This window comes from Acidovorax sp. sif1233 (genome assembly GCF_019218755.1).
Taxonomy (GTDB): Bacteria; Pseudomonadota; Gammaproteobacteria; order Burkholderiales; family Burkholderiaceae_C; genus Acidovorax.
The window spans coordinates 319,533-335,084 of sequence record NZ_JAHUWZ010000003.1 but is presented as its reverse complement, the minus strand read 5'-3'; the positions used below and the strand labels follow the sequence as shown (position 1 = coordinate 335,084).

General features: G+C 64.7%; 16 protein-coding genes. 12 read left to right on the top strand and 4 right to left on the bottom strand.

The window, feature by feature from the left end; translation table 11 throughout:
- Positions 1-9 precede the first annotated feature (9 nt).
- From KW843_RS13230 to KW843_RS13220, 3 genes are all read left to right on the top strand, one after another.
- Positions 10-678 (top strand): sigma-E factor negative regulatory protein, encoded by a 669-nt coding sequence (locus tag KW843_RS13230; protein ID WP_218295597.1) that lies wholly within the window; start codon positions 10-12, stop codon positions 676-678.
- 33 nt (positions 679-711) lie between these two features.
- Positions 712-1,791 (top strand): MucB/RseB C-terminal domain-containing protein, encoded by a 1,080-nt coding sequence (locus KW843_RS13225; RefSeq protein ID WP_255594727.1) that lies wholly within the window; start codon positions 712-714, stop codon positions 1,789-1,791.
- A 214-nt stretch (positions 1,792-2,005) separates the two neighbouring features.
- The gene (locus KW843_RS13220; protein ID WP_255594726.1) at positions 2,006-3,424 is read left to right on the top strand and encodes a Do family serine endopeptidase; all 1,419 of its coding nucleotides are present in this window, start codon (positions 2,006-2,008) and stop codon (positions 3,422-3,424) included.
- A 120-nt stretch (positions 3,425-3,544) separates the two neighbouring features.
- Here KW843_RS13220 and KW843_RS13215 read toward each other — a convergent pair whose 3' ends face one another.
- Entirely contained in the window at positions 3,545-3,943 is a 399-nt protein-coding gene (locus KW843_RS13215) for a hypothetical protein (RefSeq protein WP_218295595.1), read from the bottom strand.
- Here KW843_RS13215 and lepA point away from each other — a divergent pair.
- The 9 genes from lepA (at position 3,933) to nagZ (ending at position 12,072) form a co-directional block, all read left to right on the top strand.
- Positions 3,933-5,741: a translation elongation factor 4 gene (gene lepA, locus KW843_RS13210; protein WP_218295594.1), complete on the top strand. Its 1,809-nt coding sequence runs from the start codon at positions 3,933-3,935 to the stop codon at positions 5,739-5,741. The two genes, KW843_RS13215 and lepA, sit on opposite strands and share 11 nt — an antisense overlap.
- Positions 5,741-6,715: a signal peptidase I gene (gene lepB / locus KW843_RS13205; RefSeq protein ID WP_218295593.1), complete on the top strand. Its 975-nt coding sequence runs from the start codon at positions 5,741-5,743 to the stop codon at positions 6,713-6,715. The genes lepA and lepB overlap by 1 nt, the downstream gene beginning before the upstream one ends.
- A 39-nt stretch (positions 6,716-6,754) precedes the next feature.
- Positions 6,755-7,120 (top strand): DUF4845 domain-containing protein, encoded by a 366-nt coding sequence (locus KW843_RS13200; protein ID WP_218295592.1) that lies wholly within the window; start codon positions 6,755-6,757, stop codon positions 7,118-7,120.
- Positions 7,120-7,803 (top strand): ribonuclease III, encoded by a 684-nt coding sequence (rnc, locus tag KW843_RS13195; protein WP_218295591.1) that lies wholly within the window; start codon positions 7,120-7,122, stop codon positions 7,801-7,803. Before KW843_RS13200 ends, rnc begins: the two co-directional genes overlap by 1 nt.
- Complete coding sequence (gene era / locus KW843_RS13190; protein WP_218295590.1) at positions 7,800-8,804, top strand: GTPase Era; 1,005 nt, start codon at positions 7,800-7,802, stop codon at positions 8,802-8,804. The genes rnc and era overlap by 4 nt, the downstream gene beginning before the upstream one ends.
- A gap of 94 nt (positions 8,805-8,898) precedes the next feature.
- A complete protein-coding gene (gene recO, locus KW843_RS13185) occupies positions 8,899-9,663 on the top strand; it encodes a DNA repair protein RecO (RefSeq protein WP_218295589.1) in 765 nt (254 codons plus the stop codon).
- The gene (locus tag KW843_RS13180) at positions 9,660-10,448 is read left to right on the top strand and encodes a pyridoxine 5'-phosphate synthase (protein WP_218295588.1); all 789 of its coding nucleotides are present in this window, start codon (positions 9,660-9,662) and stop codon (positions 10,446-10,448) included. Before recO ends, KW843_RS13180 begins: the two co-directional genes overlap by 4 nt.
- 63 nt (positions 10,449-10,511) lie before the next feature.
- A complete protein-coding gene (gene acpS / locus KW843_RS13175; protein WP_218295587.1) occupies positions 10,512-10,928 on the top strand; it encodes a holo-ACP synthase in 417 nt (138 codons plus the stop codon).
- Positions 10,929-10,980: 52 nt separating this feature from the next.
- Positions 10,981-12,072, top strand: coding sequence for a beta-N-acetylhexosaminidase (nagZ, locus tag KW843_RS13170; protein ID WP_218295586.1), 1,092 nt, complete (start codon positions 10,981-10,983; stop codon positions 12,070-12,072).
- 88 nt (positions 12,073-12,160) lie between these two features.
- On the opposite strand, the gene KW843_RS13165 is transcribed toward nagZ, so the two are convergent.
- From KW843_RS13165 to lysS, 3 genes are all read right to left on the bottom strand, one after another.
- A complete protein-coding gene (locus tag KW843_RS13165; RefSeq protein ID WP_218295818.1) occupies positions 12,161-12,817 on the bottom strand; it encodes a mechanosensitive ion channel family protein in 657 nt (218 codons plus the stop codon).
- Between the two features lie 62 nt (positions 12,818-12,879).
- Positions 12,880-13,905 carry a diguanylate cyclase domain-containing protein gene (locus KW843_RS13160; protein WP_369643777.1) on the bottom strand — a complete coding sequence of 342 codons (1,026 nt, stop codon included), beginning with the start codon at positions 13,903-13,905 and terminating at the stop codon, positions 12,880-12,882.
- 81 nt (positions 13,906-13,986) lie between these two features.
- A complete protein-coding gene (gene lysS, locus KW843_RS13155) occupies positions 13,987-15,531 on the bottom strand; it encodes a lysine--tRNA ligase (RefSeq protein ID WP_218295584.1) in 1,545 nt (514 codons plus the stop codon).
- Between the last annotated feature and the right edge of the window lie 21 nt (positions 15,532-15,552).

Sequence of the window (15,552 nt, the reverse complement as noted above, 5' to 3'; positions counted from 1 at the left end):
GGTAATGAAATGAACAAGGCTGTACGTAGCGATGGATTGGCAGAGGGCGCCGTGGTGAATGAGATGCACAGGCGCGAACAGTTGTCTGCACTGGCCGATGGCCAGTTGCAGGGGGATGAGTTGGCCGATGCCCTGGCCTACGCGGAGCAAGCCGAGGGGCATGCGGCGTGGCAGCTCTATCACCTGGTGGGTGACGTATTGCGTTCGTCCGATCTGGCGCGGCCCTCCAGCCCGGATTTCATGGCACGGCTGCGCGATGAGCTCGCCAAGGAAGGGCCTGCCCTGGGCGTTCAGCCCCCGGTGCAGGTGGCAGTGGTGGCTCCCGTGATGGAGAGTGCCGCGAATGCGTCCGTCTTCCGCTGGAAGATGGTCGCTGGTTTTGCATCGCTGGCGGCGGTGGCCGCGATTGGATGGACCTCCTTGGCCAGCCTGCAAGGCACTGGTGCGGCGGGTCCGTCGGGCGGTGCCCAGCTCGCTCTTGCGCCGGAATCCGCGCCCAGCACCGCTGGCACGCCCGTGGTGGCCGTGGCGGATGCCGAAGGTGGGGCACAGGTGATGATTCGCGATCCCCGCCTGGACGAGTTGCTGGCGGCGCACAAGCAGTTTGGCAGCACTTCCGCCCTGCAGATGCCCGCGGGCTTCCTGCGCAATGCGACATTTGAGACACCCGGCCGCTGAGTCAAGGATGGCTCTTTGTGCTGAGACCGTGCGATGACCAATACAGGGGTTGCGGGCAATAGCGTGATTGCGCCATGTCGGTGGTTCAGGTCCGGGTGGGTGGCGGTGCTTCTGTGCGTGGCGGGGCTTTCCGCCGCAATGGGGGAGGCGCAACCGGAAAAGTCGCCTCGTCCGTTGGGAGACGCGGCCCCGGTGCCCGCGGCGCGCACCATCGTGCAATGGATTGAGCGCATGCACAGCGCGCCCTGCATCCGGCCCTATGCGGGAACCTTCGTGGTGCTTGCAGCCTCGGGCGCGATGGCCAGTTCGCGCATCTGGCACGCCTGTGAAGGGCAGCAGCAGATGGAGCGCGTGGAGGCGCTGAGCGGCACGCCGCGGACTATTTTCCGGCGCGATGACGAGGTGCGCACTTTCTGGCCCCAGTCCCGGGTGGTCCGCTCGGACCGCCGCGAAGCCTCGGGGCAGTTTCCGCGCGTTCCTGTGGTCAACGGCACGTCGATCTCCCAGTTCTATGTCTCGCGTTCGGTGGGGCAGGAGCGGGTGGCGGGTTTTGTCGCGGACGTGGTGTGGTTCAAGCCGGTGGACTCCCTGCGTTTCGGCTACAGGCTGTGGAGCGAGCGGGACACCGGCCTTGTCGTGAAGCTGCAGACACTGGCTGCGGATGGCCGCGTTCTGGAGCAGGCCGCGTTTTCAGAGCTGGATCTGAATGCGCCCGTGCGAGTGGAGCAGCTCTCGCGCCTGATGGATGCCACGGAGGGCTACAAGGTCGTGGCACCGGCCGTGGTCAAGACCACCGCGTCGGCAGAGGGGTGGGCCTTGCGCCAGCCGGTCGCGGGATTTGTTCCGGTGAGTTGCCATCGGCGCGCGGTGTCTGCCGCGGACGATGCCCAGGGCGTTCTGCAATGCCTGTACTCCGATGGCCTCGCGTCGGTCTCGCTGTTCGTGGAGCCGTTTGATCCCCAGCGGCACCCGGCGCAGCCCCAGGTGTCGAGCATGGGCGCCACCCAATTGCTGGCGATGCGGGTCTTGCCCGATGTGTGGCTCACCGCGGTCGGAGAGGTACCTCTGCAGACCCTTCGCCTGTTTGCCGGGCAATTGGAGCGCACCCGCTGATTGCACGGCTGCCACTCCGTGGGGTGGCGGGCCGCTGCGGGTTGCGGCCTGCCCTTCAGAGGGGCATGCAGACAGCACGTCAGCGCGGGAACCAAATGGCCGCACACTCTTCACAGTTACATACAGTTTGATGACTGCGTTCGTCACAATTCACGAAAGGTCGATGATGCCGAAGTTCGATGGAAATGCGCTGCGCTCCGTAGCATTTGCGTGCATGTTCGCCGGGGTTGCCGGTGGAGCGTTTTTGCCCCAGGCCGGCTTCGCGCAGCCCGCTGCAGCTGTGCGTGGCCTGCCAGACTTTACCGACCTGGTGGACCAGGTGGGACCGTCCGTGGTCAACATACGGACCGTGGAAAAGGCCTCCAGCCGCGCGAGCGCGAATGGCATGGACGAGGAAATGCTGGAGTTCTTCCGCCGTTTCGGAGTGCCGATTCCCAACGTGCCGAGGCAGCAGCGCCCGCAGCGGCCCCAGGACGACGAGCAGCCCCGTGGCGTGGGATCGGGCTTCATCCTGACCACGGACGGGTTTGTCATGACGAACGCGCATGTCGTGGAGGGGGCCGATGAAGTGATCGTCACGCTGACCGACAAGCGTGAGTTCAAGGCCAAGATCATCGGCGCGGACAAGCGCACGGACGTGGCCGTGGTCAAGATCGAGGCCACCGGGCTGCCCGCAGTGAAGGTGGGTGATCTGGGGCGCCTGCGTGTCGGAGAGTGGGTCATGGCGATTGGCTCGCCTTTCGGGCTGGAGAACACGGTGACCGCGGGCATCGTCAGTGCCAAGCAGCGCGATACCGGCGACTACCTGCCCTTCATCCAGACCGACGTGGCCATCAACCCTGGGAACTCGGGGGGGCCCCTGATCAACATGCGCGGCGAGGTGGTGGGGATCAACAGCCAGATCTATTCGCGCTCGGGTGGATTCATGGGTATTTCGTTTGCCATCCCGATGGATGAAGCCATCCGGGTGAGCGAACAATTGCGCGCGTCCGGGCGGGTCACGCGGGGTCGCATCGGCGTGCAGATCGGACAGGTCACCAAGGACGTGGCGGAATCGATTGGCCTGGGCAAGGCGCAGGGGGCCCTGGTGACCGGCGTGGAGGCTGGATCGCCGGCAGACAAGGCCGGGGTGGAAGCGGGGGACATCATCACCCGTTTCGATGGCAAGACCATCGAGAAGGTGGCTGATTTGCCCCGGCTGGTGGGCAACACCAAGCCCGGCACCAAGAGCACCATGACCGTATTCCGCCGGGGCGCTTCGCGGGATCTGGGCATCACCATTGCCGAGATCGAGCCTGACAAGCCCGCGGCCGCCAAAGCGGCAGAACGGGAAGAGAAGCCCAAGGCATCGGCCGCTGCGCAGCAAATCGGGCTGGCGGTGATTGAACTTTCCGATGCGCAGAAGAAGGAACTCAAGGTCAAGGGCGGGGTACTGGTGGCGACCGCCACGGAGGCTGCCGCGCGTGCCGGCCTGCGCGAAGGTGACGTGATTCTTGCGATCGCAAACACCGAGGTATCGGGGGTCAAGGAGTTCGAAGCCGTGCTGGCAAAGGCGGACAAGAGCAAGGCCATCAATGTGCTGTACCGACGCGGAGAGTGGGCGCAATATGCCTTGATCCGGCCCGGACGCTGAGGCGTCGGATGTGCGGGTGGGGGCGCCTGGGCGGCGATTCCCCACTTTTGCAATGGGCTATTTGACCGCGGCGAAAGGTTTTTTGGCGTTTTTGCTGGAACCTCTCCGAAGGCATGAATGTTAGCTTTTGCTAACTTTTTCAAAGTCTATCAACTGGATTCGATAGAATAGAGGCTCCTGTTCAACGCTAATCTGTATATTGGCCAGGCGCGGATTCACGATGCGGGATGCGCTGGTGCAATGCACAGCTGATCCACAGCTCACCCACAAGTTGTCCAGCGTTGTTGTTGTGCAGACTGTGAATAAGTTGTGAATAAAAGCCCTGTTGCACCCTGGCAACTCCCCCTGGATGCAGTCGTATGGGCTTTTTCCTGCGGGCTTTTTGCCTACAATGAAGCTCCAACTATCGCAGTTGCCAATGATTGTTGGTTCAGGGCGCGTCGCCATTCGACGCGCCCTTTTTTCTTGTGTGCTCCGTTTTAATTCAATCACTTGACGCTTTCCGTTGATGAACCACATCAGAAATTTTTCCATCATTGCGCACATCGACCATGGCAAGTCGACGCTCGCTGATCGCTTGATCCAGCGCTGTGGCGGCCTTGCGGACCGTGAGATGGAGGCCCAGGTTCTGGACTCGATGGACATCGAAAAGGAGCGTGGGATAACCATCAAGGCGCAGACGGCGGCACTGCAATACAAGGCACAGGATGGCCAGGTCTACAACCTCAATCTGATCGACACGCCGGGTCATGTGGACTTCTCGTATGAAGTGAGCCGCTCGCTGTCTGCCTGCGAGGGCGCGTTGCTGGTGGTCGATGCATCCCAGGGCGTCGAAGCCCAGACGGTCGCGAACTGCTACACGGCGCTGGACCTGGGTGTCGAGGTCGTGCCGGTGCTCAACAAGATGGATCTGCCCAATGCGGATCCGGACAACGCCAAGGCCGAGATCGAGGACGTGATCGGCATCGACGCCACGGATGCCATTCCATGTTCCGCCAAGACGGGCATGGGCATCGAGGAGATCCTGGAAGCCATCGTCGCCAAGGTGCCCGCGCCGCGCGGCAATGCGCAGGGTCCGCTGCGGGCCATGATCATCGACAGCTGGTTTGACAGCTATGTCGGCGTCGTGATGCTGGTGCGCGTGGTGGACGGGCGGCTGCTCAAGGGCGAGCGCATCAAGATGATGGCCAGTGGCGCCGTGTACAACGCCGACAACCTGGGGGTGTTCACGCCCGCCAACGAGCCGCGCAATTCGCTGGATGCGGGGCAGGTGGGCTACATCATCGCGGGCATCAAGGAGCTGCAGGCCGCCAAGGTCGGCGACACGATCACGCTGGAAAAGAAGCTGCCCAACAACGCAGGCCCCGCCGCCGAGGCCTTGCCCGGCTTCAAGGAAATCCAGCCGCAGGTTTTTGCGGGGCTGTACCCCACCGAAGCGAGCGAGTACGACTCGCTGCGCGATGCGCTGGAAAAGCTCAAGCTCAACGACGCCTCGCTGCACTACGAACCCGAAGTGAGCCAGGCGCTGGGCTTTGGTTTTCGTTGCGGATTCCTCGGGCTCCTGCACATGGAAATCGTGCAGGAGCGCCTGGAGCGAGAGTTCGACCAGGACCTCATCACCACGGCGCCCAGCGTGGTCTACCAGGTGGTCAAGGCCGATGGCGAAGTGATCATGGTCGAGAATCCCTCCAAGATGCCGGACCAGGGGCGGCTGGAGGAGATCCGCGAGCCCATCGTCACGGTGCATCTGTACATGCCGCAGGACTATGTGGGCCCGGTGATGACACTGGCCAACCAGAAGCGCGGCGTGCAGATGAACATGGCATACCACGGCCGCCAGGTGATGCTCACCTACGAAATGCCGCTGGGCGAAATCGTGCTCGACTTCTTCGACAAGCTCAAGTCGGTGTCGCGCGGCTATGCCTCCATGGACTACGAGTTCAAGGAATACCGCGCCTCCGATGTGGTGAAGGTCGACATCCTGCTCAACGGTGAAAAGGTCGACGCGCTGTCCATCATCGTGCACCGCTCGCAATCGCAGTACCGCGGCCGTGCCGTGGTCGCCAAGATGCGCGAGATCATCAGCCGCCAGATGTACGACGTGGCCATTCAGGCCGCCATCGGTGCCAACATCATTGCGCGCGAAACCATCAAGGCATTGCGCAAGAACGTGCTGGCAAAATGTTACGGCGGTGACATCACCCGCAAGCGCAAGCTCCTCGAGAAGCAGAAAGCAGGTAAGAAACGCATGAAACAGATTGGATCGGTCGAGGTGCCCCAGGAGGCCTTCCTGGCCATTTTGCAGGTGGAAGACTGATGCAGGCCATGCAGATTCTCACCTCTGTGGTGCTGGCCGCATTTGGCGGGTATATCGGCGCTTGGTACTTTGGGGCCGTGGAAGGCAACTTTGCCCTGCTGTTGTTCCTGGCCACGGTGGTCACGGGTGCCTACTGGCTGGCCGAGCGGCTGTACTTTTTGCCGCAGCGCCGCCGGGCGGCCCAGGCCGTGGAAGATGCCGCCGTGCAGCGCCGCGCCGAACTGGACCGCATGGGCATCCAGAAGGTTGATGTGGATGTCCAGGAAGCCAAGGGGAGGCTGCTCATGCAGCCCTGGTGGCTGGACTGGACCGCAGGACTGTTCCCGGTGATCGTCGCGGTGTTCCTGCTGAGGTCATTTCTGTTCGAGCCTTTCAAGATTCCGTCGGGTTCCATGATTCCCACGCTGCTGGTGGGCGACCTGATCCTGGTGAACAAGTTCACCTACGGTGTCCGCCTGCCGGTCATCCACACCAAGATCACCGAAGGCACCAAGCCTGCGCGGGGGGATGTGCTGGTGTTTCGCTACCCGCCACAGCCCAGCCTGGACTACATCAAGCGGGTGGTCGGAGTGCCGGGGGACGAGGTCGCCTACCTCAACAAGCGCCTCACGATCAACGGCCAAGCCGTGGATACCAAGGCAGCGCCGGATTTCTTCGAAGAGGATTCGATGCGCTACTTCAAGCAGTTTGAAGAGCAACTGGGCCCGCAGCCGCATCGCTTGCTGAACAACCCCGATGTTCCTGCCTTCGTGCAGGGCGCGAGCAATTTTGCCTACCGGCAAAACTGCCGCTACAGTGTCGAAGGCGTCGTCTGCAAGGTGCCGGAAGGCCACTATTTCATGATGGGGGACAACCGGGACAACTCGCTCGATTCGCGCTACTGGGGATTCGTTCCAGAAGGCAATATCGTCGGGAAGGCCTTTTTTGTCTGGATGAATTTCGGTAACCTCAAGCGCATCGGTTCATTCCACTAAGCCACGGCCGTCAAGGCAAACAAGGAGAGGGAATACATCATGGTGAAAGTCCATCGCGTGGCCAGCCGGTCGCGCCAGCGCGGATTGTCTTTTTTTGGTCTGGTCTTCATTGGTGTCCTGGCTGTGGCCGTTTTCGCCATTGGCGGCCAGTCGGTCCCCATTTTTCTTGAATATGTGGCCATTAAAAAAGCCGTTGAAAAGGCCAAAGTAGAAAGCTCCGTGGCTGGTGTTCAGGCGGCGTTTGACCGCGCAGCGGCAATTGACAACATTGCCTCCATCCAGGGCAAGGACCTGGAGGTGGGCAAGCGTGGCGACAAGGTCGTGGTGTCCTACAAGTACTCCCGCGAAATCGCGCTGGCGGGTCCGGCCTATCTTGTCTACCGCTTTGAAGGACACACAAATTAGTGCACGCCGGCCTTCAAGCGCTGCAGTCCCGCCTGCAGCATGTTTTTTCCGATCCATCCCTTCTCCAGCGCGCCACCACGCACCGCAGCTTTTCGGCCGACCATAACGAGCGGCTGGAGTTTCTGGGTGATTCCGTGTTGAATCTGGCGGTCGCAAGCCTGCTCTATCGGCAATTGTCGGCCTTGCCGGAAGGCGATTTGTCCCGTGTCCGTGCCAACCTCGTCAAGCAGGACACCCTGCACCAGCTGGCGCTGGGCCTCAAGATTTCCGAGGTGCTGCGTTTGGGGGAGGGGGAGTCCAAATCCGGCGGCCAGCAGCGGCCGTCCATCCTGGCCGATGCGCTGGAGGCGCTCATCGGCGCGGTGTACCTTGACGCGGGGTATGGCAGCGCGGAGGCGCTGGTGCACCGCCTGTTCCAGGGTGTCGAGATCAACCCGCAGATGCAGGCGGCGTCCAAGGATGCCAAAACCGCGTTGCAGGAGTGGCTCCAGGGCCGCAAAATGAAGCTGCCGCAGTACCGCGTGGTGGCGACGGTCGGGGCGGCGCACCGCCAGACCTTCGATGTCGAATGCGACATTCCCGAGTTGGGCCTGACCGAGCGTGGCATCGGCGGCTCCCGCCGGGCCGGCGAGCAGGCCGCAGCGGTGGCCATGCTGGCCACATTGAAAGCAAAGAATCTATGAATGATGCTACCAAAGATGTAGCTGGTGACGAAGGTGCAGCAAGCGCAGGGGCGCAAAATGACCTGGAGGCCATGCTCGCGGCGGCGGGCGCCCCCGCGGCCGTCCCCGGCCAGCGCTGCGGCGTGATCGCCATCGTGGGCAAGCCCAACGTGGGCAAGTCCACGCTGCTCAATGCGCTGGTGGGGCAGAAGATCAGCATCACCTCGCGCAAGGCGCAGACCACGCGCCACCGCATCACCGGCATCCGCACCCGCGAGCAGACGCAGTTCATTTTCGTGGACACGCCGGGCTTCCAGACGCGCCACGCCACCGCGCTCAACAAGTCCCTGAACAAGACCGTGATGGGGGCGATCGGCGACGTGGACCTGATCCTGTTCGTGGTGGAGGCCGGCAACTTCACGCTGGCCGATGCCAAGGTACTCTCGCTGTTCAAGCCCGGCATTCCCACGCTCCTGGTGGCGAACAAGCTCGACATGGTGCACCGCCGCGCGGAGATCGCGCCCTGGCTCAAGAGCATGCAGGAGCGCCATCCGTTCACCGAATTCGTGCCCATGTCGGCTAAGAACAAGGGCGACATCGAGCGCCTTTTCGGCATCTGCGAAAAATACCTGCCCGAGCAGGGCTGGTGGTACGGCGAGGACGAACTGACCGACCGCAGCGAGAAATTCCTGGCCTCCGAAACCGTGCGCGAAAAGCTGTTCCGCTTCACCGGGGATGAACTGCCCTACACCTCCACCGTCGTCATCGACAAGTTCGAGGAAGAGGCGAGCAAGCAGCACAAGCGACTGGTCAAGATCGCCGCCACCATCGTGGTGGAGCGGGACAACCACAAGATGATGGTCATCGGCGACAAGGGTGAGCGGCTCAAGCGCATCGGCACCGAGGCGCGGCAGGAGCTGGAAAAGCTCATGGATGCCAAGGTGTTCCTGGAGCTGTGGGTCAAGGTCCGCTCCGGCTGGGCTGACGATGAAGCCCGGGTGCGTTCCTTCGGCTACGAGTAAGTGCATGCCATCAGCGCCCGCTGCCCGCCGGGTGGCCGGCGTTGGTTGAGCCGCCGCCACACTCCATCCTCACGCCTACCCCTGCGACCCCCACGTGGCTGCCGCCAAGCGCATCTCCGATGAACCTGCCTTCGTGCTGCACAGCTACGACTGGAGCGAGTCCAGCCTGATCCTGGAGGTCTTCAGCCGCCACTACGGCCGCGTCGCCCTGGTGGCCAAGGGCGCGAAGAAGCCCAGCTCCAACTTCCGACCGGTGCTGCTGCCGCTGCAGCCCCTGCTGCTGACCTACACCCTGGCCGGCAATGGCGACGCGGACATCCACGCGCTCAAGGGCGCCGAGTGGGTGGGCGGCCACGTGATGCCCACGGGCGACGCCCTGCTGTCGGGCCTGTACCTCAACGAACTGCTGCTGCGCCTGCTGGCCCGCGCGGACCCGCACGCCGCGCTGTTCGACGCCTACGCGGGCGTGGTGCGGGTGCTGGCCAGCGAGCATGGCGACGCCCTGGAGCCCGTGCTGCGCAGTTTCGAACTGCTGCTGCTGCGCGAGATCGGCCTGTTGCCCAGCCTCGACGTCCAGACCATGACCCTGGCCCCCCTGCAGGCCGGCACGCGCTACACGCTGGTCCCCGAAGGAGGCCTGCGCGCTGCCTCGGCGGTCGAGCGGGGCGGGCTGCCGGGCAGCCAGTGGCAGGCATTGCAGCGGGCGCTGGACGATGCCGCCAGCTATACCGCCACACTGCGGGCCTGCGTTGCCGTCTCGGCCGAACTCAAGCCCCAGCTGCGTGCCCTGCTGCAATACCATTGCGGCAGCCCGACGCTGCGCACCCGCCAGCTCATGATCGACCTGCAGGCCCTATGAACCAGCCACACCGCCCCTCGCACCCGACCACCGCCCTGTCGGTCAACGTCAACAAGGTCGCCCTGGTGCGCAACACGCGCCACCTGGGCATTCCGAGCGTCACGCGCGCGGCCGAGCTGTGCCTGCGGGCGGGCGCGCAGGGCATCACCGTGCATCCCCGGCCCGACGAGCGGCACATCCGCGGCCAGGACGTGTTCGAGCTGGCCGCCTTGATGAAGGCCTGGCCTGATCGCGAATACAACATCGAAGGCAACCCGTCGCAGAACCTGATGGACTTCATCCGCCAGGTGCGCCCCCACCAGGCGACCTTCGTGCCCGACAGCGAAGACCAGTTCACCAGCGACCACGGCTGGAGCTTTCCGCAGGATGCCGGGCGCCTGGCGCCTCTGATCGCCGAGTGCAAGGCACTGGGTGTGCGCGTGAGCCTGTTCATGGACCCGGTGCCGGAGCAGATGGCCGCCGCCAGGGCGGTGGGCGCCGACCGGGTGGAGCTGTACACCGAGCCCTATGCCGCCGCCTGGGGCACCCCGCAGCAGGAGGTTGAGCTAAAACGCTACGCCGCGGCCGCCCAGGCCGCGCTGGATGCGGGCCTGGGCGTGAATGCGGGCCACGACCTCAACCGCGACAACCTCACCGCCTTCGTGCGCGGCGTGCCCGGCGTGCTGGAGGTCTCGATTGGGCATGCACTGATCGCCGACGCGCTGGAGCTGGGCTACGCCGCCACGGTGTTGGCCTACCTGGGCTGCATCCGGTCGGGTTTTGCGGCACAGGCAGATAACTCCTGATTTGATAGCTGCTTGCGCTTGATGAATAAGCGCTGGCGGCTGATTTGACTCAAAAAAAAGACCATGATCTACGGCATCGGCACCGACATCTGCGACGTGCGCCGCATCGCGGCCAGCCTGGAGCGCCACGGCGAACGCTTTGCCCAGAAGGTGCTGGCCGACGGCGAACTGGCCACCTGGCGCGAGAGGAGCAGCCGCTGGCCCGACCGGGGCCTGCGCTACCTGGCCACGCGCTTTTCCGCCAAGGAAGCCTTCAGCAAAGCCATTGGCCTGGGCATGCGCATGCCCATGACCTGGCGCCACTGCGAGGTCGCCAAGCTGCCATCCGGCCAGCCAGTCATCGTGCTGCACGGCGCGCTCAAGGAATGGTTCGAGGTCCGGGGGCTGCAGGCGCACCTGAGCGTGACCGACGAGACCGACTACGCCGCCAGTTTCTGCGTGGTCGAGAGGGCTGAAGAAAAATCGGCCTCCAGCGCTTGATTGGCAAGCGCTGATAGCTATTATTTGCATAGCAAAATCATTCTTGAAACCCATGACCGAACACGCACCCCTCATCCTCGACGTGGCTGGCAAAGAGCTGACCAGCGCTGACCGCCGCCGCCTCGCGCACCCGCTGACCGGCGGCATCATCCTGTTTGCCCGCAACTGGGAGAACCGCGCGCAGCTGCTGCAGCTCACGAGCAGCATCAAGGCCGTGCGCGACGACCTGCTGATCTGCGTGGACCACGAAGGCGGCCGCGTGCAGCGCTTTCGCACCGATGGCTTCACGCACCTGCCGCCGATGCGCGCGCTGGGCGACATGTGGATGGACGACGGCAAGGGTGCCAGGGCCGTGCCCGGCAGCGGCGCGCTGCGTGCGACCAATGCGGCCACGGCGGCGGGCTATGTGCTGGGCGCCGAGCTGCGCGCCTGCGGTGTGGACTTCAGCTTCACGCCCGTGCTCGACCTCGATTGGGGTGAAAGCGGTGTGATCGGCGACCGCGCCTTTCACCGCGACCCGCGCGTGGTGGCGCTGCTCGCCAAGAGCCTCATGCATGGTCTGCTGCAGGCCGGCATGGCCAATTGCGGCAAACACTTTCCCGGCCATGGCTTCGTCAAGGCCGATTCCCACACCGAGGTACCCGTGGACAAGCGCAGCCTCAAGGCCATCCTGGCCGACGACGCAGCCCCGTACCCCTGGCTCAGCAGCACGCTCACCAGCGTGATGCCGGCCCATGTGATCTACCCCAAGGTCGACAGCCGCCCCGCGGGCTTCTCCCAGCGCTGGCTGCAGGACATCCTGCGCCGCCAGATGCGCTTTGATGGCGCGATCTTCAGCGACGACCTCAGCATGGAAGGCGCACGCCGCCTGGACGGCCAGGTGGTCGGCTACACCGATGCGGCCGTGGCGGCGCTCCAGGCCGGCTGCGACCTCGTGCTGCTGTGCAACCAGAGCGTGGGCGATGGCCGCGCGGTGGATGAACTCATCGCCGGCCTGGACCAGGCCCGCGCCCAGGGCCGCTGGCAGCCCAGCGTGGACAGCGAGTCCCGCCGCCTGGCGCTGCTGCCCGAAACCTTGCCCCAGGCGTGGGACGAGCTGATGTACCAGCCCGCCTACCTGCAGGCGCTCGACCTGCTGCCCTGACGCAGAGCAACCGCTTGCGCGCGGCCTGGCGCAGGGCCGTGCCGCGCCCGGTTGGTTGGTTGGTTGGTTGGTTGGTTGGTTGGTTGCGCTATGGCGTGTTGAAAGGCCCGGGCGTGACCGGTGGCGGGGCCGCCGGCGCACTTTCCGCGGCATGCGCAGCGCTGGCGGGGGGCGCGGGCGGCGGTGGCACCCCCTGGAATCTGCGCACCACCCGCTGAAACACCAACGCATTCGGAATCTGCAGCCATGCCACCTGGCCCGCTGCTGCGCCATGGTCCTCCAGCGTGGTGTACAGCAGGTTGATGTCCACCACCCGGCCCTTGGCGCCCGGTTTCTCCGCGGTGTCCAGCACCTCGATGTAGTCGCCGATGCGAAAGGGCCGTACCGTGAAGATGAGCAGCGCGCAGAACAGGTTGGAGAGCACGCTCCACGCGGCAAAGAACGCCACGGCGCCCACCGTGGCGAAGCCCGTGAATGCCGTCCAGAGCACGGTGGCGGACACTCCCATGCGCTCGAGCACCAGCAGCAGGGCGCCCGCCACGATGAACCAGCGGATGAGCCCATTCATGGGCACGACCAGCTCGTCGGGCACCTGGTAGTGCGCACTGGCGCGGCGCACGATGCGGCGCAGCATGCGCTGCAGCAGCCAGGCGACAAACAGGATCAGCAGGATCTGCGTGCCGGGGATGATGACCTCCAGCCAGTCCTGCACCCAGTCGGGCAGGCGGGCCTTCAGGATTTGCATGCGCGAAACGGCGGTGCGCGCGCTGCGCTCGGTGGCGTCGAACGAGAAGGCGGAAAAGAAACTCAATTGCGCAATTGCTCCACGGTGTCCATCTGCATTTCAAAGCTGAAGAAGCGGTTGCGGCCCTGGGCCTTGGCGGCATACAGGGCCTGGTCGGCCCGCATGATCATGCTTTCGGCATTGGTGCTGTCGTCGGGCACGCAGGTGGTGATGCCACCCGACAGTGTCAGGATGCTGCCCAGTGGCGAATCCGCATGCGGTATGGCGCGGACCTTGAGCAGCTGCGCCAATGCCCTTGCAAAGGTCATCGCGCCCGAGCGCGGCGTGTTTGGCAGGATGAGGGCGAATTCCTCGCCGCCATAGCGCGAAGCCACATCCCTGGGGCGCACGCAGACCTCGCGCAGCAGGCGGCCCACCTCTTTCAGGCAGGCATCGCCCTGCACATGCCCGCTGGCATCGTTGAACAGCTTGAAGTGGTCCAGGTCGCACAGCATCAGCGTGAGCGGCGTGGCATCGCGGCGTGCGGCCAGGATCTCGTTGTGCAGGATGCGGTCGAAGCCGCGGCGGTTGACCAGGCCGGTGAGTGCGTCGACCTCGACCATTTCGTTGAGGCGCTGGTTGGCCAGGTGCAGCTCGGCCGACACCGACACGAGCCTGCGGCGCATGTCCAGCAGCCGCCGCATGGCCCGCAGCTTGGCCATCAGCACGATGGGCCTCACGGGCTTGACCAGGTAGTCATCGCCCCCCACTTCGATGCCGCGCCACACGTCGAGCTCGTTGTCCAGGCCCGACAGGAAGATGATGGGCGTCCAGTCGCCGGCCTCGCTCTCGCGCATCTGCTGCGCCACCCAGTAGCCATCCTTGCCGGGCAGCTTGATGTCCAGCAGCACCAGGTCGGGCCGGTGGGCCTTGAACAGGTGCAGTGCCGCGCTGCCCTCCGGGGCCTCGAAGATGGCGGACACGCCCGCGCGCCGCAGTTCGGCCACCAGCGCGGCCCGCACGGAGCCCTGGTCCTCGACCACCAGCACCGAAAAGCCTGCGCCCGCGGGCAGTGGCGCGTTGGCCGGATAAGGGGCGGTGCTGGAGATGAATGGCACGGTGGCTCCTGGTGTGTCCTGTGAAACGGCGCGATCAGGCGGACGTGGCGGCCGGGCGCTGCGGATGCGGCCTCAGGACTCCCGGCGCAGCGCTGGGAAAAGAATCACGTCGCGGATGCTGGGGCTGTCGGTCAGCAGCATCATGAGGCGGTCGATGCCGATGCCGCAACCCCCCGTGGGGGGCATGCCGTATTCCAGCGCCCGCACGAAGTCATGGTCGTAGAACATGGCCTCGTCGTCGCCGCTGTCCTTGGCGGCCACCTGGGCATGGAAACGCGCGGCCTGGTCTTCGGCATCGTTCAGCTCGCTGAAGCCGTTGCCGAACTCGCGGCCCGTGATGTACAGCTCGAAACGCTCGGTGACCTCGGGGCGGGCATCGTTGGCGCGTGCCAGTGGCGAGATCTCGGTCGGGTGCTCCATGATGAACGTCGGCTGCCAGAGCTTGTCTTCCACCGTTTCTTCGAAATACAGCACCTGCAGGCTGGCCAGCGTGCGTGCCGAGAGCTTGTCCTTCTCCTCGGTCATGCCCAGCTTCTTGAGCGCGCTGACCAGCCACGCGGCATCGTCCACGTGGGCGCCGGCTTCGGTGTACTGGAAGATCGCTTCGCGGATGGTCAGGCGCGCGAACGGCTGCGTCAGGTCCACGGCGCGGCCCTGGTAGGTCATTTGCAGCGAGCCCGTGGCCTTGAGCGCCACTTCGCGGATCAGCGTCTCGGTGAAGTCCATCAGGTCCAGGTAGTTCCAGTACGCCGCGTAGAACTCCATCATGGTGAACTCGGGGTTGTGGCGCACCGAGATGCCCTCGTTGCGGTAGCTGCGGTTGATCTCGAATACCCGCTCGAAACCGCCCACGATCAGGCGCTTCAGGTACAGCTCGGGCGCGATGCGCAGGTACATCTCCTGCTCCAGCGCGTTGTGGTGCGTGACGAACGGCTTGGCATTGGCGCCGCCCGGGATGGGGTGCAGCATGGGCGTTTCGACTTCAAGGAAGCCGTGGCCCACCATGAACTCGCGCAGGCCGCTCACCGCCTTGCTGCGCGCCATGAAGCGCTTGCGGGCCTGCTCGTCGGTGATCAGGTCCACATAGCGCTGGCGGTACTTCTGCTCCTGATCGGCCATGCCGTGGAACTTGTCGGGCAGGGGGCGCAGGCTCTTGGTCAAGAGGCGCAGGCCGGTCACCTTGACCGACAGCTCGCCCGTCTTGGTCTTCATGAGCGTGCCTTCGGCGCCCACGATGTCGCCCAGGTCCCAGTGCTTGAAGGCGGCATACAGCTCTTCGCCCACGGCGTCGCGGGTCACGTAAAGCTGGATGCGCCCGCCCACGTCGCCCAGCGAACCATCCTGCACCGTGGCAAAACTGGCCTTGCCCATGACGCGCTTGAGCATCATGCGGCCGGCCACCGAGACGTTCACCGGCGTGGCTTCCAGGGCCTCGTTCGTGGCAGCGCTGTGCTCCAGGTGCAACTGGGCGGCCTTGTGGCCGGGCTTGAAGTTGTTGGGGAAGGCAACACCACCGCCGTTGGCCTGGGCCTCGCGCAGAGCGCGGAGCTTTTCGCGGCGCTCGGCGATGAGCTGGTTTTCGTCCTGGGGAGCGGGGGCGTGGTTTTGGTCTGACATAGGTGCCGTCGGTGCGGGGGC